Annotated in this window: 26 protein-coding genes; 11 read left to right on the plus strand and 15 right to left on the minus strand. The window is 63.4% G+C overall.

Annotated elements, in window-relative coordinates; genetic code table 11:
• Nucleotides 1-138 precede the first annotated feature (138 nt).
• From HMPREF1261_RS00460 to HMPREF1261_RS00480, 5 genes are all read left to right on the plus strand, one after another.
• A complete protein-coding gene (locus HMPREF1261_RS00460; protein WP_005284818.1) occupies nucleotides 139-1,851 on the plus strand; it encodes a carbon starvation protein A in 1,713 nt (570 codons plus the stop codon).
• Nucleotides 1,835-2,092 carry a cory-CC-star protein gene (locus tag HMPREF1261_RS00465; protein ID WP_023029243.1) on the plus strand — a complete coding sequence of 86 codons (258 nt, stop codon included), beginning with the start codon at nucleotides 1,835-1,837 and terminating at the stop codon, nucleotides 2,090-2,092. The genes HMPREF1261_RS00460 and HMPREF1261_RS00465 overlap by 17 nt, the downstream gene beginning before the upstream one ends.
• Complete coding sequence (locus HMPREF1261_RS00470; RefSeq protein WP_023029574.1) at nucleotides 2,083-3,024, plus strand: ArsA family ATPase; 942 nt, start codon at nucleotides 2,083-2,085, stop codon at nucleotides 3,022-3,024. Before HMPREF1261_RS00465 ends, HMPREF1261_RS00470 begins: the two co-directional genes overlap by 10 nt.
• A gap of 77 nt (nucleotides 3,025-3,101) precedes the next feature.
• Nucleotides 3,102-4,421, plus strand: a complete 1,320-nt coding sequence (locus tag HMPREF1261_RS00475; protein WP_023029575.1) for an aminopeptidase C — start codon at nucleotides 3,102-3,104, stop codon at nucleotides 4,419-4,421.
• A gap of 13 nt (nucleotides 4,422-4,434) precedes the next feature.
• Nucleotides 4,435-5,736 carry an aminopeptidase C gene (locus HMPREF1261_RS00480; RefSeq protein WP_023029576.1) on the plus strand — a complete coding sequence of 434 codons (1,302 nt, stop codon included), beginning with the start codon at nucleotides 4,435-4,437 and terminating at the stop codon, nucleotides 5,734-5,736.
• Nucleotides 5,737-5,787: 51 nt separating this feature from the next.
• Here the strand turns inward: HMPREF1261_RS00480 and HMPREF1261_RS00485 are convergent, their stop codons facing one another.
• The 13 genes from HMPREF1261_RS00485 to dacB are packed head-to-tail and all read right to left on the minus strand — an operon-like array spanning nucleotide 5,788 to nucleotide 17,362.
• Nucleotides 5,788-6,399, minus strand: coding sequence for a GNAT family N-acetyltransferase (locus HMPREF1261_RS00485; RefSeq protein WP_005284832.1), 612 nt, complete (start codon nucleotides 6,397-6,399; stop codon nucleotides 5,788-5,790).
• The gene (locus HMPREF1261_RS00490) at nucleotides 6,399-7,340 is read right to left on the minus strand and encodes a pantoate--beta-alanine ligase (protein ID WP_023029577.1); all 942 of its coding nucleotides are present in this window, start codon (nucleotides 7,338-7,340) and stop codon (nucleotides 6,399-6,401) included. The genes HMPREF1261_RS00485 and HMPREF1261_RS00490 overlap by 1 nt, the downstream gene beginning before the upstream one ends.
• Complete coding sequence (locus HMPREF1261_RS00495; protein ID WP_023017987.1) at nucleotides 7,337-8,011, minus strand: hypothetical protein; 675 nt, start codon at nucleotides 8,009-8,011, stop codon at nucleotides 7,337-7,339. Before HMPREF1261_RS00495 ends, HMPREF1261_RS00490 begins: the two co-directional genes overlap by 4 nt.
• Nucleotides 8,012-9,088, minus strand: a complete 1,077-nt coding sequence (locus tag HMPREF1261_RS00500) for a DUF6779 domain-containing protein (RefSeq protein ID WP_023029578.1) — start codon at nucleotides 9,086-9,088, stop codon at nucleotides 8,012-8,014.
• Between the two features lie 5 nt (nucleotides 9,089-9,093).
• Nucleotides 9,094-9,567, minus strand: a complete 474-nt coding sequence (locus HMPREF1261_RS00505) for a DUF3180 domain-containing protein (protein ID WP_005284844.1) — start codon at nucleotides 9,565-9,567, stop codon at nucleotides 9,094-9,096.
• Entirely contained in the window at nucleotides 9,564-10,049 is a 486-nt protein-coding gene (folK, locus tag HMPREF1261_RS00510) for a 2-amino-4-hydroxy-6-hydroxymethyldihydropteridine diphosphokinase (RefSeq protein WP_023029579.1), read from the minus strand. The genes HMPREF1261_RS00505 and folK overlap by 4 nt, the downstream gene beginning before the upstream one ends.
• Nucleotides 10,049-10,447, minus strand: a complete 399-nt coding sequence (folB, locus tag HMPREF1261_RS00515) for a dihydroneopterin aldolase (RefSeq protein WP_005284850.1) — start codon at nucleotides 10,445-10,447, stop codon at nucleotides 10,049-10,051. The genes folK and folB overlap by 1 nt, the downstream gene beginning before the upstream one ends.
• A gap of 2 nt (nucleotides 10,448-10,449) precedes the next feature.
• On the minus strand, nucleotides 10,450-11,409 hold the full coding sequence (folP, locus tag HMPREF1261_RS00520) for a dihydropteroate synthase (RefSeq protein ID WP_023029580.1): 960 nt from the start codon (nucleotides 11,407-11,409) through the stop codon (nucleotides 10,450-10,452).
• A gap of 41 nt (nucleotides 11,410-11,450) precedes the next feature.
• On the minus strand, nucleotides 11,451-12,059 hold the full coding sequence (folE, locus tag HMPREF1261_RS00525) for a GTP cyclohydrolase I FolE (RefSeq protein ID WP_023029581.1): 609 nt from the start codon (nucleotides 12,057-12,059) through the stop codon (nucleotides 11,451-11,453).
• An 11-nt stretch (nucleotides 12,060-12,070) separates the two neighbouring features.
• Nucleotides 12,071-14,482: an ATP-dependent zinc metalloprotease FtsH gene (gene ftsH, locus HMPREF1261_RS00530; RefSeq protein WP_023029582.1), complete on the minus strand. Its 2,412-nt coding sequence runs from the start codon at nucleotides 14,480-14,482 to the stop codon at nucleotides 12,071-12,073.
• Between the two features lie 12 nt (nucleotides 14,483-14,494).
• Entirely contained in the window at nucleotides 14,495-15,082 is a 588-nt protein-coding gene (gene hpt / locus HMPREF1261_RS00535; protein WP_005279498.1) for a hypoxanthine phosphoribosyltransferase, read from the minus strand.
• A 12-nt stretch (nucleotides 15,083-15,094) separates the two neighbouring features.
• A complete protein-coding gene (tilS, locus tag HMPREF1261_RS00540; RefSeq protein WP_034657792.1) occupies nucleotides 15,095-16,075 on the minus strand; it encodes a tRNA lysidine(34) synthetase TilS in 981 nt (326 codons plus the stop codon).
• Complete coding sequence (gene dacB, locus HMPREF1261_RS00545) at nucleotides 16,076-17,362, minus strand: D-alanyl-D-alanine carboxypeptidase/D-alanyl-D-alanine-endopeptidase (protein WP_034657793.1); 1,287 nt, start codon at nucleotides 17,360-17,362, stop codon at nucleotides 16,076-16,078.
• 82 nt (nucleotides 17,363-17,444) lie between these two features.
• On the opposite strand from dacB, the gene HMPREF1261_RS00550 reads away from it, so the two are divergent.
• The gene (locus HMPREF1261_RS00550; protein ID WP_023029585.1) at nucleotides 17,445-17,918 is read left to right on the plus strand and encodes an inorganic diphosphatase; all 474 of its coding nucleotides are present in this window, start codon (nucleotides 17,445-17,447) and stop codon (nucleotides 17,916-17,918) included.
• Between the two features lie 269 nt (nucleotides 17,919-18,187).
• Nucleotides 18,188-19,018: an endonuclease domain-containing protein gene (locus tag HMPREF1261_RS00555; protein ID WP_023029586.1), complete on the plus strand. Its 831-nt coding sequence runs from the start codon at nucleotides 18,188-18,190 to the stop codon at nucleotides 19,016-19,018.
• Nucleotides 19,019-19,128: 110 nt separating this feature from the next.
• Here the strand turns inward: HMPREF1261_RS00555 and HMPREF1261_RS00560 are convergent, their stop codons facing one another.
• Both HMPREF1261_RS00560 and HMPREF1261_RS00565 read right to left on the minus strand, forming a co-directional pair.
• Nucleotides 19,129-20,529, minus strand: a complete 1,401-nt coding sequence (locus HMPREF1261_RS00560; protein WP_023029587.1) for an FtsX-like permease family protein — start codon at nucleotides 20,527-20,529, stop codon at nucleotides 19,129-19,131.
• Complete coding sequence (locus tag HMPREF1261_RS00565; protein ID WP_034657794.1) at nucleotides 20,526-21,212, minus strand: ABC transporter ATP-binding protein; 687 nt, start codon at nucleotides 21,210-21,212, stop codon at nucleotides 20,526-20,528. Before HMPREF1261_RS00565 ends, HMPREF1261_RS00560 begins: the two co-directional genes overlap by 4 nt.
• Between HMPREF1261_RS00565 and HMPREF1261_RS00570 the strand changes: the two genes are divergently transcribed.
• From HMPREF1261_RS00570 to HMPREF1261_RS00585, 4 genes are read left to right on the plus strand one after another with little or no spacing between them, the layout of a single operon-like run.
• Nucleotides 21,211-22,020, plus strand: coding sequence for a sensor histidine kinase (locus HMPREF1261_RS00570; RefSeq protein WP_232207956.1), 810 nt, complete (start codon nucleotides 21,211-21,213; stop codon nucleotides 22,018-22,020). The genes HMPREF1261_RS00565 and HMPREF1261_RS00570 overlap by 2 nt on opposite strands.
• A complete protein-coding gene (locus HMPREF1261_RS00575) occupies nucleotides 22,017-22,685 on the plus strand; it encodes a response regulator transcription factor (RefSeq protein ID WP_023029589.1) in 669 nt (222 codons plus the stop codon). The genes HMPREF1261_RS00570 and HMPREF1261_RS00575 overlap by 4 nt, the downstream gene beginning before the upstream one ends.
• A 24-nt stretch (nucleotides 22,686-22,709) precedes the next feature.
• Nucleotides 22,710-23,006, plus strand: a complete 297-nt coding sequence (locus HMPREF1261_RS00580) for a rhodanese-like domain-containing protein (protein WP_023029590.1) — start codon at nucleotides 22,710-22,712, stop codon at nucleotides 23,004-23,006.
• Between the two features lie 37 nt (nucleotides 23,007-23,043).
• Complete coding sequence (locus tag HMPREF1261_RS00585; protein WP_005284892.1) at nucleotides 23,044-23,502, plus strand: MarR family winged helix-turn-helix transcriptional regulator; 459 nt, start codon at nucleotides 23,044-23,046, stop codon at nucleotides 23,500-23,502.
• Nucleotides 23,503-23,504: the final 2 nt, after the last annotated feature.

A 23,504-nucleotide genomic window follows, 5' to 3' on the forward strand; every position in this document is an offset into this window, starting at 1 on the left:
AGCCCCTCCACCGCGTCCACATAGTGGGACACCACCCCCTTAATTCACCCGCACTGCAAGAATTTGTGTGAACCGTGACATACTGTTCAGACCTGTGATACACAACACCCCACCTTCGACGCGCAAGGAGACACAGCCATGAACTCTCTCATCCTTGTCATCATCGGCGTGGCGATGATGCTGGCCGGCTACCTGCTCTATTCCAAATTCCTGGGCAAGAGCATCTTCCGGCTATCAGAGAACTACACCACCCCGGCGCACCGCCTCAAAGACGGCGTGGATTACGTTCCCACCAATAAATACGTGCTGTGGGGCCACCACTTCACCTCCGTGGCGGGTGCGGCACCGATTATCGGCCCGGCAGTGGCCGTCATTTGGGGTTGGCTCCCGGCATTCCTGTGGGTCACGTTCGGCACCGTCTTTATCGCCGGCATGCACGACCTGGGCGCGCTATGGGCCTCGCAAAGGCACAAGGGTCAGTCGATTGGTACGTTGTCGGGGCGCTACATCGGCAAGCGCGGGCGCAACCTCTTCCTCATTGTGATCTTCTTGCTGCTGCTCATGGTCAATGCTGCCTTCGCCGTGGTGATTTCGAACCTGCTTATCTCCACGCCTTCGGCGGTCATTCCCACGTGGGGCGCCATCGCCGTCGCGCTGCTGATTGGGCAGGCCATCTACCGCCTGAACTGGAACCTGCCGCTGGTCTCCCTCGTGGGCGTGGTGGCGCTGTACTCGCTGATGGTCCTGGGTGACCGCTTCCCGGTCGTGCTGCCAGAGACGGTCCTGGGTATTCCCGCCAACGGCGTGTGGATCATCCTGCTATTTATCTACGCCTTCATCGCTTCGCTGCTGCCGGTGTGGGTACTGCTCCAGCCGCGCGATTACATCAATGGCCTGCAGCTTTTCGTCGGTCTTATCATCTTGTACGGCTCCTTCCTTATCACCCGTCCGGAGCTTGCCGCCCCTGCCGTGCGCGAGAACGTTCCTGACGGAACCCCGGGCATTTTCCCGCTGCTTTTTGTCACCATCGCCTGCGGCGCCATCTCTGGTTTCCACGGCATCGTGGCCTCGGGTACCTCGTCGAAGCAGATTGATAAGGAAACCGACGTTCGCTTCGTGGGTTACTTCGGTGCTGTGGGCGAGGGCCTGCTCGCGCTCGGCACCATCATCGCCACTACCGCCGGCTTTAAGACCCTGGCGAATTGGGAGGAAATCTACGCCGAGTGGAACGCCGGCGGCGTCAACGCCTTCGTGCAGGGCGGCGGCGCGCTGATGAACGAGGGCCTGGGCATTCCCACCTCGCTGTCTGCCACTATCCTGGCAACCATGGCCGTGCTCTTCGCCGCCACCACCATGGACTCCGGCGTGCGCCTGCAGCGCATCGTGGTCCAGGAAATCGGCGAGATCATGGGCATCCGCATCACGGCGCTGGTTTCCACCATCATCGCGGTGGGCCTGGCCTTCGGCCTGACCTTCTCGGCGGGTGCGGACGGCTCCGGCGGTATGACCATCTGGCCGCTCTTTGGTACCACCAACCAGCTCATGGCCAGCCTATCCTTGGCCATCGTCGTGGTCATCCTCACCCACCTGCGCCGGCCTACCCTGCCGGTTATCATCCCGCTCATCTTCGTCACCATCATGTCGCTGTGGGCAGCGCTGCTACAGCTGAAATCCCTGTTTGCGGATCAGAACTGGCTGCTCTTCGGCATGGACGTCGTCATCGTCATCGCCTCCATCTGGGTCATCGTGGAGTCGATCGGCGCCATCTCCAACGCGCGCAAGGAACCACCGCTGGAGTGGACCGACGACGATACCGACGCTCCCCTTCCCCAGCATGCTCGACAAGCTTAAGGCCTTCGGCGCGGGACTCAATGAGTTCTACCAGGCCCCGTACCGCGCCGTCTTTGCCAAGGCCCAGCAGCAAGAAGATGACCTATTTATGATGCTGGTGGCCTCGGAGGCGCTCGGCATCCCCAACCCCGCCAGCTACTACACGCTGGAGCTATTGCCGCTGGTCTACGAAGATTTCCACGCCTGGCACACACGCATGGGCATGGATAAATCACCCCTGGAGAATATTCAATGCTGCTAGAAACCGCGCCCATCATGTTCTTTGGCGGCAAGGGCGGCGTGGGCAAGACCACCCTCGCCACCGCCACAGCCCTGTCGCTTTCCCAGGACCACAACGTGTTGTTGGTCTCCACGGATCCGGCGCACAACCTGGGGCATATCTTTGATGCCACGCTTTCCGATGCCCCCTCTCACCTCACCCCCTCCCTCTCCGCCATCGAGCTCGATCCGGCCCGCGCCACCGAGGAACACCTCGCGACCGTGGGCGCCTCGATGCGCCGGTTCATGCCGGAGCACTTGCACCGCGAGGTAACAAAGCACCTAGATTTGGCCCGGCAATCCCCCGGCACGCAGGAGGCGGCGCTCTTGGAGCGCATGGCCACCTTGGTCGCTAACGCGGACGAGTATGACTACCTCATCTTCGATACCGCCCCGTCCGGTCACACCTCCCGGCTGATGGCCCTGCCGGAAATCATGGCGGCCTATACCGATGGGCTGCTTGCCCGGCGCGAGAAATCCGATAAATTCGGCTCGCTGGTGCGCGGGATGTCCGCGGAGTCCGGTGCCGATAACGATCCGGTGGACCGGCGCAATCAGGAAATCCGAGCCACGCTCTTCCAGCGCCGCGAGCGCTTCGAGCACCTGCGCGCTGCGCTGACCTCAGGGCGCACCGTGTTCCATATCGTGCTCACCGCCGAGCGCCTGCCCGTCTTGGAGTCTTCCGAGTTCCACGCGGATCTCACCGGCAATGGCGTGCGGGTAGGCTCCATGTTGGTCAACCGCCGCACGCCTGCGGACCAAGGCGAGTTCTTGGCCTCCCGCCGCGCCGCCGAGGACGAGGCCCTAGCGCTCTTGCACGATAAGCTTCCCGATACCCCGGTTCACGAGATCCCCTGGCTCCCAGAAGAGGTGGGAAGCCCCGAAGCCGTGGCGCGGCTGGCGGAGCATCTATAGCGGTTTGTAGCGATCTCTAACGGCCATCCAGTACCCAGCGGCCCCGAGTGAGATCGCAATCTGCTAAAACAGAGAATATGACTTTGCTCACCAATGACTTCCTGTCCCAATTGCGCGAGGAGGCCGCAGCGGACTCCCAGCTGCGCGTCGCGCGCAATGCCATTACCAGCGTAGGGGTGGCCAAGGCGGCCCTCGACCGTGACCGCATTACCGCCCTCTACCCCACCACCGAGGTAAAACTCGATAGCCTCGGGGTTACCGACCAGATGCGCTCCGGGCGCTGCTGGATGTTTGCCGCGCTCAACGTGTTCCGCCACCGCGCGGCCAAGGAGCTCAATATCGATGACTTTGAGTTTTCCTTTACCTACCTGCAGTACTTCGACAAACTAGAGCGCGCCAACTTCGCGCTCAACCAACTGCTGGATCTCACCGAAGACGGCACCGACTGGGATGACCGCGACGTGGCTACTTCCCTCGAGCTCACAGGCGACGACGGCGGCTGGTGGTCATTTTTCACCAACCTCGTGGACAAGTACGGTGCCGTACCGGCCGAGGTCATGCCTGAGGTGCACTCGTCCGGCCACACCGCGCAGATGAACCGCGATATCGCAACCATCATCCGCCGCGCCGCGCACCGTGCGGTGGAAGGTGAGGAAAACCGCGGGGACATCATCAAGCAGGCCCGCACCGATATCCAACGCGTGCTCGCCATTCATCTGGGCACCCCGCCCAAGGAATTTACTTGGAGCTACCGCACCAAAGACGATCAATTCTTCCGCGTGCATTCCACCCCGCGCGAATTTGCGGATAAGTACCTGCCGAAATTGGACGAGTACGTCGTGCTTGCCGATGACCCCCGTACCACCAACGACAAGCACCGCCTGTTCACCAGCGCCGGCGAAAACAATGTCGCCGGTGGAAAGGCCGCCGGTTACCTCAATGTCGATGTGGACGAGCTGCGCGCCGCCGCGCGCGCCAGCATCGAGGCCGGCGAACCGGTGTGGTTTAGCTGCGATGTCTCCCGTCAATTCTCGTTCCAGAACGCCGTGTGGGACGAAGGGCTCGTTAATACCGATGGCCTCTACGGCATCGATTCCACCATGAGCAAGGAAGAGCGCTTTACCTCCGGCGAATCTGCGCCCACCCACGCGATGGCGCTGACCGGTATCGATGGTGCACCCCGGGCATGGCGCGTGGAGAACTCCTGGGGCACCAAGCCGCCGCGCAAGGACGACGCCGATGAGGTACCCGGCAAGGGCTTTGCCACGATGTCGGATGAATGGTTCGGCGAAAACGTCTTCCACATCGTCGTGCGCAAGGAATTCCTCACTTCCGCGCAGCAACAAGCGCTAGAGACCGAGCCCATCGAGCTTCCCTTCTGGGACCGGATGAACTAAGGAGCATCGAGAAATGAATGAGATCAATCCACAGGAAGTTCACACCACCAACGCCACCCTCACCAGCGAGCCGGCCATCAGGGCGGCGCGGAATGCGGTGGCGCAGGAGGGCATCGATAAGCTCAGCGTCGACCGCGATCTCGTGCGCGAGCTCACCACGGCGACCAGCCACAAGCTCGATAAGTGGGGCGCGGCCAACCAGAAGGCTTCTGGCCGCTGCTGGATTTTTGCGGGCCTGAATTCCCTGCGCGGCGGCATCATGGACCGCACCAATACCAAGGATTTCGAGCTTTCGCAGACCTACCTGTACTTCTACGACAAGCTGGAAAAAGCCAATTGGTTCCTCACTGCGGTAGACGAGCTCAAGGACCGCGAAATTACGGACCGCACCTTGACCAAGCTCATGGATGACCCCATCGGCGATGGCGGCCAGTGGTCCATGTTCGTCTCGCTGGTGGAAAAGTACGGCGTGGTGCCCAAATACGCCATGCCCGAGACCGCTTCCTCTGAGGCCAGCGCCATGCTCAACCGCAACCTGCAGACCGTCCTGCGCCGCGCCGCCCACCAGATCCGCGCGGGCAAGTCAGGCGCACAGGAGCACGCGCTTGCCGATGTCTACCGCATCCTCACCGCCAACCTCGGCCTCCCACCCACAGAGTTCCAGTGGCAGTACCGCGATAAGGACGATAACTTCCACCGCGAGGGCACTTTTACCCCGCAGGACTTCGCCCGCGAATACCTCCCGAAGGATCTGGGCGAGTACGTCTGCGTGGTCAATGACCCGCGCAATAACTACGGCGAGCTCTACACCGTGGACTACCTGGGCAACGTCGCCGGCGAAAAGGTCACCTACCTCAACGCCCCGGTCGAGGTATTGCGCGATGCCACTCGCTCTGCCATCGAGGATGGCCAGCCCGTCTGGTTCGGCTGCGATACCGGCCAGCAATCCGATGCCGATAGCGGCGTCTGGGCCAAGCGCCTGCACGATTATGAGGGGCTGTATGGGGTGGAAATGGGCATCGAGAAGCCGGACCGCCTCCGCCTCCACGAGTCCCTGATGACGCACGCGATGGTCTTTACCGGCGCGGATATCGCCGAGGGCGGCGACGTCACCCGCTGGCGCGTGGAGAATTCCTGGGGCACCGAGAAGGGCGATAAGGGCTTTTGGACCATGGCCGATGACTGGTTTGACGAGTACGTCTTCGAAATCGCCGTCCACCCGTCCCGCCTGCCTGAGCAATACCAAGAGGCGCTCAAGTCCGCCGAAATCACCACCCTGCCGGCGTGGGATCCGATGGGTGCGCTGGCGCGTTAAAGCTGTTCAAAGCGGCGTGATGCTTCCGCTTGGATCGTGGCGTGATCCCCATCACGCCACGTGGCGCACGTACAGCATGCAGGTAAGGTCGCGGTCCTCATCGATGGAGATTTCCTTCTCCCCCACCCGCTCAAAACCGCGGGAATCGTAGAACTGATAGGTGCAGCCATCGTCGGTGTAGAGATAAATATCCTTGCCGGGGTGGCGCTCCTCAAAGGCCTCAAGGAGCGCGGTGCCCACGCCCTTTACACCCGAGTTTGGGTCCGCGACGAGGAAGCCGATTTCACCGTCCACGGTGTTTTCGGCCAGGTAGCTGACCAACATATCCTCGTTCGCGGCATCGTAGTCCTCGCGGTGGCCGCCAGGGCGCAGGCTATTGAAGAGATCTACGGCCTTGACATAGGCCTTGCGCCACCATGGATACGGCAGCGCTGGTTCGCCTTTAATCGATGCCAAAATCACGCCGAGGAAACGCCCATCATCGGCGTAGGCGGCCAAGATATCGGTGGCTTGGGCGCGCTCTAAATCCCAAAAGTAGCGGCCATAGGCGCGCTCGAAACGGGGATTTTTCACAAACCAATGCAGGTGCATGCCTTCGATGGCAAACTCAATCGCCTTGGGTTCATCGCGCGGGTCAAGGTCGCGGATGTGAATTTCGGTCATTAGTCCTCCGGGGATTGGTTTTGTTCGCGCTGCTTTTCGCGCTCGAGCTCGGCCTTAGCCTCGTGCTCTTCAATATTAGTGAATCCAATCCCCAGCGGCAGGCCAACGTTGTCAATTAATCTAACTCCGCCAATGGTGGCCGCAACGAGCAGGCGGGCATCACCCTCGGCAGGCGGCGCGCCTAAATCGCGGCCTCGTACTTCTAGGTATTCCGGTTCTACTCCGGCGGCTTCTAGGACACCTGCGGCAACCTCGCGGACCTTGTCCGCTCCCGCCTCTGCGGCATGTGCACCAGCGGTAAGCGCGGCGGACAGGGCGGCTACGTCCTCGCGCTTATCTTCGGGCACGCGGGTATTGCGCAGGCTCATCACCACGCCATCGGGCATGCGCACGGCGGGAACGCCCTGCACGCGAACCCCAAGGTGCAGGTCCTGCACCGCGTAGTGAATGCCTAAGAGCAGCTCGTAGTCTTTCTCCCCGATGAGGACATCGGTAGGCGATAGTGCCATCATCAGCGTGAGGTATAGCGTGAGCTCGCTTGATAGATCGGGCTCTAAGCCTGCGGACGCGGATTCAGTGTCCGGCGTCAGCTCGGCAGCGGCGGAGTTCGCGGCGTCGTGTGCGTCCGCGACGCTGCGAGCCGAGATAGTAATTCGGCGGCCATGCGGCCAAAGTTTTTCGGGAGTGTAATCCCAGATGACGTCCACGCCCTCGGCGCGCAGGAGTTCTATATCTTCGGCGCGGGGCGCTTGGAGGGCCACGACGGTCACCGCGCCGCGGATGCGGCGGGCCGCGCGCACCAGGGCGATGTGCCCGGCATGCACGCCGGTGGTCAGCGGCACGAAGGCTACGGGGCGACCGGTCTTGCGCAGGGCGCTTCCCACCATGCGGATGCGGTCGACCTCGCTGATGATGGTGGCTTGTCCCATCTTCAAGCTCATCGCGATTCCTCCTGCAGGGCCCACATTTCTAATTCGGTGCGATCTTCTACTTCACCCAATCGCCGAGCGGTTTCTAAATAGTGGCGGCGCATTCCGGGATCCGTGGCGCCGCGATAGGCCGCGATGATGTCCTCTGTATCGATGTCGAATTCAGACGGTGGGATCTCATCAAACTCGGCAAAGAAATTGGCTTCTACGGCCGCTGCTAGGTGCAAGCGGCTGAGCATTTCTATGTAGTAGGAGCGGGCGGCAAAGGCGGGACGTTCGGCATCGGAAAGAGGCACTGCCTGCCCCCGGAATTCGGTCACTACGAAGTCAGCGATGTTTTCGCCCAGCTCATCCAGCGTGGATACGGCCCAGCGCCCGCCCGCCATGGGTGCTATGGCCGCCACGATGCAACCGTGTGTCTCCAGCGGATCGAGGCCTTGCACGCCCCGCGATAGGCAGGTGTGGAAAGCGATGAGCCCCTTGTGCACGTGGTCCTGGACTAGCTCGACGGCAGCGTCCAGCCGTGCCTCACCCACGGCCAGAATCAGCGCCTGGAAGGAGCCAAGTTCGGCCGGATCATTGAGCATCTCCACGGTGTGGCCGGCACGCTCCATGGCATTGGCCAGGGAGATCCCGGCGAGGCTGCGTCCGAAAAGGGCAACACGCATGCGCGGTGGACGCATTTATTTATCCTTCTTCATCTGTGCCAACAGCTCCGAAACGGACACGGAACCATCGCGCTGCTCGTCGCTGCGGCGGCGGCCACGGGTCTGCTGCTGGCGGCGCGATGCCGTTTGCTTCTGCTCGGCCGCCACGTGGTGGCCCGAGCCCTTGTATTCCTCGCGCGCGTCCTTGCCGGTTGCCTGCTGCGGGATATTCTGGGTCACCGCATCGGAAGCGGGCTCAGCTGCGGTGTCATCTTCCGGCTTGCGGTGGCTGCCGCGGGAACCAGAGTGTGCCGCGCTATCGGTACCCGCGTGCTGGGAGCCGTGGCGCTTGATATCGGAGTCTCCGCCTGAATCCCAGCGCACGGCCTGGAAGCTGCCGGTATCGAAGGAAACGTCCTTCGGTTCCTTCGCACCCGCGGCCTCGCTGGACGCGGCGGGCTTGGGGGCATCGGCAAGCGGCTCGGCGGTCCGGCCGGTGCTGCGCTGGGCGCGGGTGTTTTCGCTGATGATGTCATTGAGCGGGTTGGAGTCCGCGTGCGCACTAGTTGGCTGATTGCCCAGGCGGCCGGCGATGGCATCGGCAGAAGGCGCGCCGGTAGAAGCCTGCTCGAAATCGATCTCTTCTTCCCGGTGATGGGATGCCGCGGCGGTCTGTGCCTCCAGCTCCATGATGCGGCGCGCCTCAGCGTGCAGCGCGGCGGGCTCGTAGGTGAACTCGTGGCCGGACAAATCCTCGATCTGCTTGCGGATAGAGGCGAGCTCGGCGCGGATCTCATCGAGGATCTGCTGGTCCGGCAGCTCCTTGCCCTCGGCCGCGCGGGCCTGCTTGAGCTCCGCGCGGTGGGCGCGCTCCTGCAGCTCCAGCTTGGTCACGGATTCCTCTGCCTGGCGGCGGTAGCGCATCACCAAGAAAAAGCCCACTACCGCGGCCCAGAGGGCGGCGATGAGCGCAATCTTGAGCGCCGCTGCCGAGCCGGAAATGAGCATGACGATGCTGGCGATGACGGCCAAGATGACGAGGGCGATAATCCCAATTTGTCCCAAATCCGGCGAGGACGACGAGTTTTTGGAAGAAGAGCGCGGCTGAGTCATGCTCCCTAATGTACCGCTTGAAGCCCGTCTGGTGGCGGCGGGGTCTCGCAGTGTCGCTCCAATCGCAGGCCAGCCGCGGACATGGCGACGCCGCCGATAGCAGAAGCGAGCACTCCCACCAGATCATCGGAAGCGGCGACAAGGGTGCCCGCATTCGGGATCACGTACACGGCCACTCCGGCATAGAGCCCGCCGACGATCGCACCCGTCCACGCCGATGCCTTGCCCACCAGCATAAACTGCGCGATGGTCATGGGATTAAGCTGCGAATTATCCAACCCGATGCCGTGATCCTCATCGGTGGCCTTATCCACCTTCCAGGTAAGCCCCAGGCACACCACCACCATGAGCCATAGCGTGGCAGAGACCGTAACCGGGATGGCCATCATCGAGCCATAAAAGCGCGTAGTGAGGATGGCGGCCGCGGCGGCCATGAATACCCCAACGCCGATAAGCGCACCGAGCGAGGTTCGTTTCATAGCTCCTCCATCAGACCCAAGCGGTGGATATCGGCGGTTTCCTGCGGGTCCAACGCGGCAACCAGCGCGGAGACATCCTTTCCCTTCAACTTAGCAGCGCCATCGGCGGCTAACCAGGGGATAAGCACGAATGCGCGCTCGTGGGCATAGGGGTGTGGGACGGTAAGTTCCGCATCGGCGGAGCTATATCCTTCAATATCGACGATGTCCACGTCCAGGGTGCGCGGACCCCAGTGGCGCACGCGCACGCGCTCTGCCGCTTCTTCCAGCTTCTGGCCGCGGCGCAAGAGCTCCAGCGGGCTTTCCTGGACATCCACGATAAGCACCGCATTCAAGAATTCATCCTGGTCCGTTACTCCCCATGGCGGGGTTGAATAAACGGGCGAGGCCGCCACGATGTCCTCGCGGAACTCCGTAAATACCGTGCGCAAAAGCTCCACGCGGTCATCCATATTGGAGCCGATGGATAGTACCGCGCGCATTACTTACTCCCGGGGTTCGTGCCAAGGCGCGCGTGTTTGCGGGAGCGGCGGGCGACGACGGCGACATCGGCAAAAGTGCGCGGGATGGGCGCCTTGGGTTTGTGCACGGTCACTTCCACGGCATGGAGGTCGGCGAAGGAATCCATGATGGTATCGGCCACCTCGCTGGCGACGGTCTCGATGAGGTCGCGGGAGGGGCCTTCGACGATGCTGGCGGCGACATCGGCAAGCTCTGCGTAATTGATGGTCTTGGTCAGATCATCGTGAGCTGCGGCCTCGGCGAACTCGGACCAGCAGGTGATATCGACGATAAAGGGCTGGCCGGTGCGCTTTTCCTCCTCAAAGACGCCGTGGTAGCCAAAGCATTCCAGGCCGGTTAATTCGATGCGATCTGCCATGGTTAATTCCTTTCCGTACCCATCGCGGTGGAGGTCACTGTGCCCGCGCCGGTGGCGGCATTGCGGTAGCTGCCGGTGGCATTGGCGCCGCCGACATAGGAGTTGCCGGCGTTCCACGCGGCGGCCACGTCGACGGCATCGCGGGATACGCCCACCTCGTGCACGCGCACGCCCCACGCGCCCATCTGGGCGGAGATGGCGGTCACGGCGGCGGTGGCGGGATCAGCAAGCAGCGGGCTGGCCTCTACCCCGCGGTCTTCCCGGATGGCGGCGAGGAAGCGCTTGCGCGAGGCGCCCACCAGGATAGGGAACTCGCCGTCCAGGAACTCGGGCAGGGCCTTAAGCAGCGCCCAGTTATCCTGCGGGCTCTTGGCAAAGCCGAGGCCCGGGTCCAGCACGATATTGTCCTTTTTCACGCCCGCATCCAGGGCATTTTGGCTCAGGCGGGTGAGGGTCTCGTGCACGTCGCGGACCACATCGCCGCCGTGATCCGCCGTGCCTGCCGCGGATCCGAACGCGCCTTCCTGCAGCGTGCGCCAGTGCATGAGGCAGACCGGCACGCCGGCATCGGCCATGGCGGCATACATTTCGGGGTCAGCGAGGCCGCCGGAGACATCATTAATCATGTCCACCCCGGCCGCGGCCGCAGCGGTGGCAACCGAGGCGCGCATCGTATCCACCGAGGTGCGAATGCCCTGCTCGTGCAGCGCCTGGATGACCGGGACCACGCGGTCGGCCTCTTCCTGCGCCTCCACGCGCACCGCACCCGGGCGGGTGGATTCGCCGCCCACATCGATCATGTCCGCGCCCTGTTCCACCAGCTCACGGGCATGAGTGGTGGCGGCGTCAAAGTCGAGCCACCGCCCGCCATCGGAAAAGGAATCCTTCGTAACATTCACGATGCCCATGACGAGCGTGCGCTTCGCGATGGTCAATTCTCCAACTGAGGAAGCCGGGTGCACTGCGTTCTCCTTTTCGCTCGACAAACTCGACTGCGTACGCGCTACGTACGGATGAAGCTGAGCACTTCCGCGCGCGAGGCAGCGTTATTTTTGAACCCGCCGCGCACCGCGGAGGTCGTTGTGGTCGCGCCCGGCTTGCGGATGCCCCGCATGGCCATGCACAGGTGCTCGCACTCGATGACCACGATGACGGATTGGGCCTCGAGGACATTAACGAGGGCATCGGCAATCTGCTGGGTCAGGCGCTCTTGAACCTGCGGGCGCTTGGCGTACATATCCGCCAGGCGCGCCAGCTTGCTCAGCCCGGTCACGTGCCCGTCCTTGCCGGGGATATAGCCAATATGCGCCACCCCATAAAACGGCACGAGGTGGTGCTCGCAGGTGGAATAGATAGGAATATCGCGCACCAAGACCAGTTCCTGGTGGTCCTCCGCGAAGGTCTTGTGCAGCACCTCCGTCGGATCCTCATGCAGGCCGGCGAAGACCTCGCGGTAGGCCCGGGCCACGCGTGCCGGGGTCTCGCGCAGTCCTTCGCGGTCAGGATCCTCGCCCACGGCAAGGAGCAGCTCGCGAACGGCCGCCTCCGCCCGCTCCTGGTCATACGATGCTCGGGCGGGCACCGGCTGGGAATCAGTGTGATTTTCAGACATGCACGTACTTCTTACTCTTTATCATCGCGCGGCTTTTCCGCATCGCGCGCGTAGGGATTATCGCGGCGGGAAGACTCATTCCAGCCTGGGGTGAACCATTGGCTGGTTTCTCCCTCTGGCTTGTGGTGCTTGCCCCTGCTTTCCGATGCCGAATCCGCTCGCCCTTCCCCACCGTCGCGGTCCCCGCGGTCGTTGTGGTCGGCGCGGTCGTGGTCGCCGTGGTTCTCGCGGTCGTTCCGGTCGGCGTGATCGCTCCGATTCTCGCGGTCCGCGCCGCGGCCATCGCTACCGGTGCCGTGGCCGCTGCGGTACTCGGAATCGCTGCCGCCGCCGTGCAGCTCGCGCACGGTTTCGGGGTTCACGTAATCGCCGGCGTGCTGGCCAAAGTTAAAGCCAACTTCGCCCTTGAGCTCTTCGCCGGCGAGGCGGCGCTCGCGGGCGGCCCGGGAGGCATCGAGAAGCGTCATGCGTTTGGGAAGTTCCTCGCCGCGCTCCTTGGCCAGCTCGACCGGGGTCTTGACCGGCGCGTAACCAATCTGGCGCGGGAAGCGATCGTCTTCGCCGGGGAAGACATCGTAGGCATCGCGCGGGACGATGCCGTCGAAGATGCTCTCCAGATCCGGCCGGCGCAGGGTCTCCTTCTCAAGGAGGGCCTCGGCCAGCTTGTCCAGGAACTCGCGGTTGGTGCGCAGGATGTCGTAGGCCTGCTCGTGCGCGCGCTCGAGGAGGTAGCGCATCTGCTCGTCGATCTTGGCGGCAACGTCATCCGAGTAATCGATGGAGCCGCCGCCCCCGCTCATGTGGCTGAACGGATCGCCCTGCTCCTGGCCGTACTTGACGGTGCCCAGGTCGGGCGAAAAGCCGTATTCGGTCAGCATCGCGCGGGCGATCTTGGTGGCGTTCTCAATATCGGAGGACGCGCCCGTGGTGGGCGCACCGAAGACCAATTCCTCGGCGGCGCGGCCACCCATGGCAAAGACCAAGCGGGAAAACAGCTCATCGCGGGTGTACATGCCCTTGTCGTCTTCCTGCGAGGTCATGGCGTGACCACCGGTGCGACCGCGGGCCAAGATGGTGACCTTGTACACGCGCTCGATGTCCTTGAGTGCCCACGCGGACAAGGTGTGGCCGCCCTCGTGGTAGGCGGTGACCTTCTTCTCGTGCTCGGAGATGATCTTGCCCTGGCGTCGTGGCCCGCCCACCACGCGGTCGGTGGCCTCTTCCAGCGCATCGTAAGTAATGACGTTGCCGCCGATGCGGGCAGTGAGAAGCGCGGCCTCGTTAAGCACATTGGCAAGGTCCGCACCGGACATGCCGGCGGTGCGCTTGGCCAGCTGCGCCACATCGACCTCTTCTGCCAAGGGCTTGTCCTTGGCGTGCACGCGCAGGATCTGCTCGCGGCCGGCCAGATCCGGGTTGGTGACCGGAATCTGGCGGTCGAAACGGCCCGGGCGCAGCAATGCGGGGTCCAAAATATCGGGACGGTTGGTGGCCGCGATGAGGATCACGCCCTCGCGGTCGCCGAAGCCGTCCATCTCCACCAGCAGCTGGTTCAGGGTCTGCTCGCGCTCATCGTGCCCGCCGCCGGTACCGGAACCGCGCTGGCGGCCCACGGCGTCGATCTCGTCCACGAAGATGATGCACGGGCTGTGCTCCTTGGCCTGCTTGAACAGGTCACGCACGCGGGAGGCACCCACACCGACGAACATCTCCACGAAGTCCGAACCGGAGATGGAATAAAACGGCACGCCGGCCTCGCCCGCAACGGCGCGGGCCAACAGGGTCTTACCGGTACCCGGAGGGCCATAAAGCAGCACGCCACGCGGAATCTTCGCGCCCAAGTCATGGTAGCGCGTCGGATCCTCCAGGAAGTCCTTGATTTCCTGCAGCTCATCCACGGCCTCATCGGCGCCGGCAACATCCTCGAAGGTATTGGTCGGCATATCCTTGGTCAGCTCCTTGGCCTTGGAGCCGCCGATGCCGAACATGCCGCCAGCACCCTGCTGCATGCGGGACATGAGCCAGAACAGCAGGCCGAAGAGGATGATCATCGGCAGCAGGAAGCTGAGCATAGAGCCCAAGAAGGATTCCTGGGTGACGTTGGTCTCGTACTTCTCCGCACCCGAATCCTTGACCGCATCAAAGACCTGCTCGGAGGCGCGTGCGGGGTACTGAGACACGATCTCTTCTACGCCCTCGCGCTCTTCTACCGTGATTTCATCCTTGAGCTTGATGCGCAGGCGCTGCTCGCGGTCATCAATTTCTACCTCGTCAACGTTTTTATCCTGCAGCTGTTTTAAGGCCACGGAGGTATCCGCGTCCACGTATCCGCGGGTCTCGTTGCTAAAGAACGTAAAGGCGTACAGCGCTACGAGGATCAGCGCCGCAATGCCGCCGTAGCGAAGGAGTTTATTGTTTTTCATTACTGCGCGATTTTAGTTGGTGGTATAGACATCAGGGTGAAGGGTGCCCACAAAGGGCAGGTCGCGGTAGCGTTCCGCGTAGTCAAGGCCATAGCCAATGACGAATTCATTGGGGATATCAAAGCCCACATCGAGCAGATCGATCTGCGCCTTTACCACTTCCGGCTTGCGCAACAAGGTCACCACGTTGAGCGACTTCGGGTTGCGCCCCCGCAGGTTGCGAATGAGCCAGGATAGCGTCAGGCCCGAGTCGATGATGTCTTCCACAATGACCACATCGCGCCCGGCAATATCGCGGTCCAAGTCCTTCAAGATGCGCACCACCCCAGAAGAAGACGTGGAGGCGCCATACGAGGAGACGGCCATAAACTCCAGCTCCGAGGGAATGGATAGCTTGCGCGCGAAGTCCGTCAGGAAAAAGGCCGCACCCTTTAATACGCAGACCAAAAGCAGGTCTTGCTCGGCGTCGGCATATTTCTCAGATACCGCATCCGCCAGCTGCTGGACGCGGTCTTTAATTTCCTCTTCCGTGATGAGGATTGCTTCTACATCGTCTCCGTAGCGGTTTGCGGGGACGGCGAAGTCTTTCTTGTCGTGCACGTGTGCGCTCCTTTAATGACCAGACAATAGTGCCAGTTTGCCACCTATACGTGCTACTTCCAACCTCTGCCCCGCCTGCCGCGCCGAACTCACAGCCACCGGCCCTTGTCCGTGCCAGTTGGTACACAGCTTGCCGATGCCCCCAATCCCCTCCCTCGTCACCTTCACTCCCCGCTCGATGAGCCAGGCCGCAATAGCGCGCCGGCGTCGCGGCTCCGGCAGCGCGGCCAATTCCGCGCAGTCCGCGGTGGCCGGCGTGGCGAGGTATTCTTCATCGCGCGCGGTATCCATCGCCGCCTGCGCCAGCGCCGGTACCGCATCACCGCCGATGACCCGCGACAGCTCCGGGATGATCCCCCGGCGCAGCGCCACCCGCCGAAAATCCGTATCCGCATTTTGCGGGTCCTGCCACGCCTCTAACCCCAGCTCCGCGCACGCGCCCTCCGTATCGGCACGGCGTACCTGCAGAAATGGCCGCACCACCCGCGCGCCTTCCACCACTGCTCGCTCCGGCATGCCGGCCACTCGGCCGCGCAGGGCACCAAGGAGAAGCGTTTCCGCCTGGTCATCGGCCGTATGCGCCACGGCAATCTCCAGCGGCCCTCCTCCTCTGCGCGAAGCTCCGTCTTCGCGCGCGGCTGCGGACATCGCTTGGTAGCGCGCTTGCCGAGCCGCCGCTTCCAGCGAATTCCCCGCTTCCTCCGGCACTTGCACTTCGAGCACCCGTGCCCGCGCGCCCAAGCTCTCTGCTTGCCGAGCGGCCCTTTCAGCCTGCTCACGCGAACCATCTTGCAATCCGTGGTCGACGCACAGCGCGATCACGTCATGACGCTCAGCGAGCATCGCCGCGCACAGTGCCAAAGAATCTGCGCCGCCGGATAGCCCCACCGCCACGGTATGGTCCAACTGTGCCGCGCGGACCGCTCGACGACAGGCCAAAAAATGCGGCGAAACCCGCGGCCAAAACGGCATAACTCCAGGCTGTGGGCTCATTTAAAACTCGTGCAGCGCCGCGGCGAGGTCATCTTGGGCCGCGCGCGCCGCCATAATCTCGCCATCATTGACCAAGAACGCAAAGGAATACACGCGCCCGGATTGGCCTTGCGCGGTGCCCGCCAGTGCGGATACTCCCGTCAACGTGCCGGTCTTCGCCCGGACAAACCCGCGCGCCGCAGATTCCCCATAGCGCTCGTGCAGCGTGCCGTCGCCACCTGCGACCGGCAAATACGCCGTCAAGGGGCGCAGCTGCGGTTCTTCGACCGCGCCGTTGACAATCTCCGCCAGCACGCTCGCGCTCAACCGATTATCTACCGAAAGGCCCGAGTTGTCCTTGATATCTACGCCGCTCACATCGAACCCATGCTCGCGCAGCACCTCCAGCGTGGCTTGGGTGTCGGACTGGAAGCTGGGCTGTTTGCCGCGGGCATCGGCAAGCTCGCGGGCAATTGCCTCCGCCATGACGTTATCGGAATGCCGCACCATCTCCAGCGCACGCTCGCTGAGGGGCGCCGACTCGACGCTGGCCAGCTCCTCCGCGCCTTCCGTCACCGTGCCGGGGGCGAATTTATCCGTGCCCAGGCGCTTGGCCAGCTCGCCCGCGACGTCGAGGGCCGGGGTGTGGCTGCGCGGGACATCGCCCTCCGTAGCGCCGATCCGCCCGCCGTAGAGCATGGCCGGCTCCATGGGCGCGACGAAACCCTCATCCACGTTCTCCGGATCCCAGCCCGGCGCCTGCGGCTCGCCCGCCCACGCGGAGGTATCGATGTACACGCCCGCCGCCTGGGTGCCGGTCTTTTTAATCTGGTCCGCGAGGTCATCGAGCTGCTCGTTGGTCATCCAGACATCGCCAGCCGCCTTGATCACCACGTTGTTCGGGTCCTTGCCGCGGTAGACCTTGGTGGTAATCCGCTTGGACTCATCCAGGGCCAGCGTTGCCGCGGCGGTGGTCAGCACCTTCGTCGAGGAAGCCGGGGTCAGCGCCTTATCTGCAGCGCGCTCCCACACCACCGTGCCGGTCTCACTATCGATGACCTGCCCGCCAAAGTTAGCCAAATCCTCGCTCTTGCCCAGCTCATCCAGCTTCGCGCTGAGCGCCGCAAAATCCACGTCCTGCGCCTTAGCCGGCTGCAGGGGATTTTCCGGGGCCTGGACCGTTTCGGCCTCGCCATGCGAAAGATCGCCGTACTCGCGCTGGATGGTAACCCCCAGCGCAGCCGTGCCCCCGACCGCCGCCGTGACCACCAGCGCGGTTACTGACCACCAAACCTTCTTAGCTTTCATCGCCACCAACCCTAGCGCGGATGGGCGACGCGCTAGACTATTGACGGTAATTAACACCCAATCCCACATGGAGGACATCGCTGTGAGCGTTGAAGTAACCATTGAAATCCCAAAGGGCTCCCGCAATAAGTACGAGGTGGACCACGAGTCCGGCAAGGTCTACCTGGACCGCTACCTGTTCACCCCAATGGCCTACCCCGCCGACTACGGCTTCATCGACCACACGCTTGGCGAAGACGGCGACCCCCTCGACGCCCTCGTCATCCTCCCCGAGCCCGTTTTCCCCGGCGTCATCGTTGAAGCCCGCATCGTCGGCGTGTTCAAGATGACCGACGAGGCCGGCGGCGACGACAAGCTGCTCGCCGTCATCGATGACCCGCGCTGGGAGCGCTACCAGGACATCGACGATGTGGAACAGCACATCAAGGACGAAATCGAGCACTTCTTCGTGCACTACAAGGACCTCGAGCCCAACAAGGAAGTTTCCGGTTCCGGCTGGGGCGAAAAGGCCGAGGCTGAGAAGATTCTGGAAGAGGCCAAGGCTCGCCTGAAGTAGGTCGCGGGGTTTGCGGGGGCTTCGGGGGCTTCGGGCTCGGCCCGCGCTTTTGCGGGGCCGAGCTCGGCGTTTTAGGGCCGTGAAGTCTGTTTTGAGGCCCAGCTGATGCGTTTTGACAAATAGGCCGCGGAAACCGCGGGGTTTGAGGCCGCTATTTGTTAAAACGCATCAAGATCGCATCAAGATCGCATCAAGAACGCATCAAACCGCATCAAACAAGCGCCCAACCGCGCCACACAACCTTCGTTTCGGGGGATCGAGGGATACGAATGGAAATTTTTCGGGGGAAAAGTGCCGCTCAGCAAGCGGTACGCCACGGCGCCATCCGGATCGCGAACGGCTTCTGCCTGTCAGAGGAGCCGACGCCGAACCAGCTCGCGCGCATCATGAGTGAGCAATGGCCGGATTGCGCGCTCGACGGCTACTCGGCGGCGCTCAAGCACGTCGAAAAGCCGCTGCGCTTTCCGTTGGAGTTCCTGCGCAGCTCATCGCTGCCGTCGAGTAAGTATTTCACCTCCCGCCGCGCCAGGCCGAAGGGCGCGTTGACCTGGGACGGCGTCACCGTGTGCAATCCACTGCAGGCGGTCGAGGCGATGCCGGAGGATGATGCGGTCGCCTTTCTCGAGGACTTTTACTCCGGCAAGGACGGACTCCAACGGCTGGAGCTGAATAAGCTGGACTACCAGCGGTTTCCGCGGCCGGTAAAGCGTGCGTTGGACAGGGCGATCATCGGCACGGATAGCGTGCCAGAGCGCCAGTTAACGCGCGCCCTCGCTCCGCATTTCACGGTGCAGAACAATATAAAAATAGGCCCCTACCACTGGGATCTGGTGATTAAGGAACACAAAATCGCCATCGAGGTCGATGGCTACGCCTACCACCGGGGCGAAAATCGCCGCCAGTTTGAGTTGGACCGGCACAAGCTTAACGATGCCGTCCATCGCGGCTGGAAGCCCCTCCACTTCACCGCGACGACGATTGACCACTACCCAGATTTCGTGGTGCAGCAGGTAATGGCTACGGCAAAGAATAAGCGCCCCTTTGCGCGGCCGCCGTGGCAGTGGCACCGCTTGTGGCGGCATGAAAGCGCGCGGCGCTGAAGCAAGGCTGGCGCAACAGCTGACCAGCGCAAGGCCGGGCATAGGCCCAGCCGGGCCAGGGCCAAGGCCAAAGCCCCAGAACCACAGCCCGGCGCGCCCGAGGAAACCGGCTATTCCTTGCGGCGACCGCTGCGGAGAACGTGACCGCGCAGGGGCTCGACGAGCGCGATGGCGAGGAAAGTCACCGCCCAGCCCACGGCGAGGAAGCTGAAGGAAATGAGGAGCCGTTCGGCGAGGTCGACGCCTTCGTCCCAGACGATGCTCAAGAACATTGTGCCGGCGATGCCGGCACCGAAGAGGAAACCGAAGATACTGAGCGCGACGATGGGTCCCATCACGGCGAGGGTGTTCGTGCGGAATTGGAAGCGGCGCGGCACGCCCATCAGGTCGAGGGAGCGGATGAGTTCCTTGTCCTCGAAGGCGGACGATACTTGGCCGAGGAAGATGGACATGCTGGTCAGCGCGAAGCCGAAGAGCAAGGTCAGGACGACCCCGGTGGAGACGTCTCGGAACACGATGCCCGTTTCTTGTTCTTCTTTCAGAGCGGTGGCGAGGGCATCGGTGCCATTGGGCGAGCCCATCAGGAAGCCGGCGAGGAAGCCGAAGAAGCCGATGGCCGCGCTTTGCCGCCAGGCGCGGCGGGCGTTGGCGCCCACGCGCTGGCAGGCTACGAGGTGCGCGGTGCCGGGGAGCAAAGCCAAAAGGCGCGCGCCGAGTTGCAGGAGGTAGGGCGCGACCAGGTTGATGCTCATGATCACCGCGAAGAGCGGGACGGCCATGGAGATTTCGGGGGTACCGGATTGGCCTTTGAGCAGGACACCGCCGACGATGACGATGAGGAGGAAGGCGATGAGGCGCCACCATCGGAAAGCGGCGGGCATCTGGCGTTTAGCCACGCCGAGGGGGCTGACGCGCACGCGCCACATGCCAGCAAGGGCCGCGGCGAGGGCGAGGAGGAAGAGGACTGCGGCCACCGCGAGGTATCCCCACCAGGGCAGGGTGATTTCCTCGAAGGCGACGGGGCGGTCCTGGAATTTCACGTGCGTGAAGACGGGGGCGATGAGCACGCTGATGAGCCAGCCCAGCACGATGCCGATGAGGGCTTGGATGCCGGTCTCGACGGCGGCCATGCGCTCAACTTGGTGGGAGCTTAGGCCCAGAAGGCGGAGGGTGGACAGACGCTGTTCCCGGCCGGAGGCGCCGAGGACGGCGGCCTGCGCGGTCAGGTTGAAGAGTGCGGGAACGATAAACGCGCAGGCCATGAGCGCGAGGACGAACCAGGGCATGAAGTAGTTTTCCGGGTTTTCGCCGGCGGCGGCGCGCAGGGTGGGCACGGCGTCTTCTGGGTGATGAACGCGCTGCCAGAACATCCAGGTGCCGCCGGCGACGAGGAAGGCGATGGCAGAACCCAGCGTCAGGCTCACGATGGCCAGCACGCTGACAATGCCCGCACCGGAGCGGGCGCGGACGGATTCGCGTTGGAGGCTGAGGACTAGGGTCGCGGTGTTCATGGCTGCACCCCCAGGCGGCGGTCATCGTGAATGATGCCGTCGCGGATTTCCACGCGGCGCTGCATCCAGTCCGCCACCTTGGGGTCATGGGTGACCATGACCAGGCTGGCGCCGGATTGGCGCACGGTGGTGGTCAGCATCTGCATGACCTCGTGGCCGGTTGCCTGGTCGAGGGCACCGGTGGGTTCATCGGCAAAGACGACGCCGGGGTTGGCCACGAGGGCGCGGGCGATGGTCACGCGCTGGGCTTGGCCGCCGGAGACTTGGGCGGGGCGGCGCTCCGCGAGATCGCCGAGCCCCAGCTGGTCGAGCAGTGACAGCGCCTTCGAACGGGCCGCGCGCCGGCCCAGCCCGTTGAGCATCGCGGGCAGCGCCACATTGTCCAGGTTGGTCAGTTCCGGCAAAAGCTGGCCGTCTTGGAAGACGAAGCCGAAGTGGCGGAGGCGGGTGCGGGAGCGGGCGGCATCGGAAAGCGTGGAGATGTCTTCGTCACCGAAGTGGACGCTGCCATCAGTGGGCGTGAGCACGCCGGACATGCAGTGCAGCAGCGTGGATTTGCCGGAACCGGAGGGCCCCATGATGGCGACAAGCTCGCCTGGGGTGATGTCCAGGGTGATGCCGGCCAGCACGGGGCCGCCGCCGAAGTCCTTCGTGATGTCGTGGAGGGAAAGTGTCTGTGTCATGCTGTTCATTTCACCGTGCCGGGCGCGCTATTCCTACAGCGCTAAGGATACTTTCCGGGTAGTGCTAGCTTTACCCCTGCCTGGGGCGCGCGCGATTAGGCTTGGGGGTGTGTTTTTCAGCAAGAAGCAGGCCACCAGCAATGAGGAGCGGCAGGCGCGGGTCATCGCGGAGCTGACGGCCTCGCGCCGCGCGATTGCGGATGCCTACGAGGTAGAGCGCGCCCGCATCGAGCGCGATCTGCACGATGGCGCGCAACAATATTTGGTGGCGGCAAGCATGAAGCTGGGCGAGGCCCTGCTGGATGCCACCGGCGCCGAGGCCGAGCTGCTGGAGGCCGCGAAGCGGGACGTGGACCGCGGCCTGCGTTCGCTGCGCGCGACGGTGCACGGCATTCACCCGCAGGTCCTCCAGGATCACGGTTTGGTGGCCGCGCTTGCCGATGCCGCCTCCGCCCACGGCCCCCACGTCAGCGTCTACGCCCCACACCCGTTGCCGCGGCTTTCCGCCAGCGTGCTGGCCTGCGGTTATTTCTTTGGCACCGAAGCGCTGACCAACGCCGCGAAGCACGCGCCCGGCGCGCCGGTTTCGGTGCTTATCACCTCGGATGCGGCGCTGCGTATTTCGGTCATGGATGAGGGCCCGGGCGGGGCGCGGATGGTTCCAGGGCGCGGGCTTTCTGGCATGGCCGAGCGGCTCGCAGCCTTTGGCGGGAAGATGTCGCTGTCCTCGCCAGACGGCGGGCCAACGCGGGTAAGTTGTACGATTCCGCTCCTCTTGGAGCGCGGGCAGACGGGAATATCAGCATGAGTGGATTGAGGATTGTGATTGCGGATGACTCCGCCATCCTGCGCGAGGGCCTTGCCGGGCTCTTGGAGCGCCGCGGCCACGAGGTCGTGGGCAGGGCGGGAACGGCGGTGGAGCTGGAGGGGGTCATCGGCAAGCTGAGTGCCCAGTTGCCGGATGTGGTGATAACGGATGTGCGCATGCCGCCGGAGATGGGCGATGATGGGCTGAAGGCGGCGGTGGCGCTGCGCCGGGCTTATCCGGGCCTGCCGGTGATGGTGTTATCGCAGTACGTGGCGCCGGCGTATGCGGTGGCGCTGTTTGATTCCCCGGATGCGGGCACTGGGTATTTGCTCAAGGATCGCGTTTCGGAGGTGCGCGATTTCCTGGCCAGCCTGGAGGTGGTGGCTCAGGGCGGCACGGTCATCGATCCGACGGTGGCGCAGGCACTGATGCGCTCTGGGCGCAGCGGGTTGGGCGAGCTCAGCCCGCGCGAGCGCGAGGTCTTAGAGCTGATGTCGCACGGGAAGTCGAATAAGGACATCGCCGCCGAGCTGGTGCTCTCGAATGCTGCGGTGGCCAAGCACGTGTCCAATATCTTTACCAAGCTGCGCCTGGACCCCAGCGAGGATAACCGCCGCGTGAAGGCGATCTTGCAGTACCTGTCCGCGGCCACCTACGGCAGCTAGCGCGCGGCACGTAGACTGCGGGGTATGCAAAACGTACAGCCAACCGAAGTTCCCGCAGGCGCGCAGCTTATCGATGTGCGCGAAAACGACGAATGGGCCACCGTGCACGCGCAGGGTGCCACCCATATTCCCATGAGTGAGATAACGGGTCGCATCCAGGAAATAGACCCGGACCGCGATATTTATGTAATCTGCCACTCGGGCGGGCGCAGCGCGCAGGTCTGCCAGTACCTGGAACACGCCCTGGGCTGGGACGTTATTAATGTCGAGGGCGGTACCAGCCAGTGGGAGGCGGATGGCCTGCCCGTTATCCGCGATTAATTGGCCTTTACCCATCTTTTAAGATTATGATGATGGTATGTCTTCCACTAATAATTCCGGCATACCCACCTCCCTGCTCGAATCCCCGTCCTTCCAGCTAGAGCGCCTGCGCCGCCGCACCCGCGATGGCGTCGAGGCCGCCCTGCAGACCAAGCAGACGACCATCCGCGAGTTCTGGGTGCTTACCTGCCTCGTGGAGGCGGATGCCGCCTCCCAGTCCTTCCTGTCTGAGACCTTGGCCATCGATGCCTCCGATATGGTGCGGCTTATTGATGCCCTCGAGGACCGCGGCTGGGCCAAGCGCGAGCGCGATCCCAAGGACCGTCGGCGCCAAATCGTGGCGTGCACCAAGAAGGGCACCAAGACCCACAAGGACTTGGCGGAGCTCGTCGCCAACGCCGAGGATGACGCGCTCGACGTATCCACCAATAAGCAGCTCAAGCACCTGCGCAAGCTGGCCAAGGCCATCATCGCCGCGGACGAGGACGAGGCGTAAGG

Source organism: Corynebacterium sp. KPL1818 (assembly GCF_000478135.1).
Classification (GTDB): domain Bacteria; phylum Actinomycetota; class Actinomycetes; order Mycobacteriales; family Mycobacteriaceae; genus Corynebacterium; species Corynebacterium accolens.

Excerpts from the sequence above, each read along its gene's own strand:
- folK (WP_023029579.1), bottom strand. The coding sequence starts at position 10,049 with ATGCGCGCGGTACTATCCATCGGCTCCAATATGGATGACCGCGTGGAG.
- HMPREF1261_RS00465 (WP_023029243.1), top strand. The coding sequence starts at position 1,835 with ATGCTCGACAAGCTTAAGGCCTTCGGCGCGGGACTCAATGAGTTCTAC.
- tilS (WP_034657792.1), bottom strand. The coding sequence starts at position 16,075 with ATGAGCCCACAGCCTGGAGTTATGCCGTTTTGGCCGCGGGTTTCGCCG.
- HMPREF1261_RS00580 (WP_023029590.1), top strand. The coding sequence starts at position 22,710 with ATGCAAAACGTACAGCCAACCGAAGTTCCCGCAGGCGCGCAGCTTATC.
- folE (WP_023029581.1), bottom strand. The coding sequence starts at position 12,059 with ATGTCTGAAAATCACACTGATTCCCAGCCGGTGCCCGCCCGAGCATCG.
- HMPREF1261_RS00480 (WP_023029576.1), top strand. The coding sequence starts at position 4,435 with ATGAATGAGATCAATCCACAGGAAGTTCACACCACCAACGCCACCCTC.
- HMPREF1261_RS00565 (WP_034657794.1), bottom strand. The coding sequence starts at position 21,212 with ATGACACAGACACTTTCCCTCCACGACATCACGAAGGACTTCGGCGGC.
- HMPREF1261_RS00505 (WP_005284844.1), bottom strand. The coding sequence starts at position 9,567 with ATGAAACGAACCTCGCTCGGTGCGCTTATCGGCGTTGGGGTATTCATG.
- HMPREF1261_RS00470 (WP_023029574.1), top strand. The coding sequence starts at position 2,083 with ATGCTGCTAGAAACCGCGCCCATCATGTTCTTTGGCGGCAAGGGCGGC.
- HMPREF1261_RS00575 (WP_023029589.1), top strand. The coding sequence starts at position 22,017 with ATGAGTGGATTGAGGATTGTGATTGCGGATGACTCCGCCATCCTGCGC.
- HMPREF1261_RS00500 (WP_023029578.1), bottom strand. The coding sequence starts at position 9,088 with ATGACTCAGCCGCGCTCTTCTTCCAAAAACTCGTCGTCCTCGCCGGAT.
- HMPREF1261_RS00490 (WP_023029577.1), bottom strand. The coding sequence starts at position 7,340 with ATGAGCTTGAAGATGGGACAAGCCACCATCATCAGCGAGGTCGACCGC.
- HMPREF1261_RS00555 (WP_023029586.1), top strand. The coding sequence starts at position 18,188 with ATGGAAATTTTTCGGGGGAAAAGTGCCGCTCAGCAAGCGGTACGCCAC.
- HMPREF1261_RS00475 (WP_023029575.1), top strand. The coding sequence starts at position 3,102 with ATGACTTTGCTCACCAATGACTTCCTGTCCCAATTGCGCGAGGAGGCC.
- folB (WP_005284850.1), bottom strand. The coding sequence starts at position 10,447 with ATGGCAGATCGCATCGAATTAACCGGCCTGGAATGCTTTGGCTACCAC.
- HMPREF1261_RS00570 (WP_232207956.1), top strand. The coding sequence starts at position 21,211 with ATGCTGTTCATTTCACCGTGCCGGGCGCGCTATTCCTACAGCGCTAAG.
- dacB (WP_034657793.1), bottom strand. The coding sequence starts at position 17,362 with ATGAAAGCTAAGAAGGTTTGGTGGTCAGTAACCGCGCTGGTGGTCACG.
- HMPREF1261_RS00585 (WP_005284892.1), top strand. The coding sequence starts at position 23,044 with ATGTCTTCCACTAATAATTCCGGCATACCCACCTCCCTGCTCGAATCC.
- ftsH (WP_023029582.1), bottom strand. The coding sequence starts at position 14,482 with ATGAAAAACAATAAACTCCTTCGCTACGGCGGCATTGCGGCGCTGATC.
- HMPREF1261_RS00460 (WP_005284818.1), top strand. The coding sequence starts at position 139 with ATGAACTCTCTCATCCTTGTCATCATCGGCGTGGCGATGATGCTGGCC.
- HMPREF1261_RS00560 (WP_023029587.1), bottom strand. The coding sequence starts at position 20,529 with ATGAACACCGCGACCCTAGTCCTCAGCCTCCAACGCGAATCCGTCCGC.
- HMPREF1261_RS00495 (WP_023017987.1), bottom strand. The coding sequence starts at position 8,011 with ATGCGTCCACCGCGCATGCGTGTTGCCCTTTTCGGACGCAGCCTCGCC.
- HMPREF1261_RS00485 (WP_005284832.1), bottom strand. The coding sequence starts at position 6,399 with ATGACCGAAATTCACATCCGCGACCTTGACCCGCGCGATGAACCCAAG.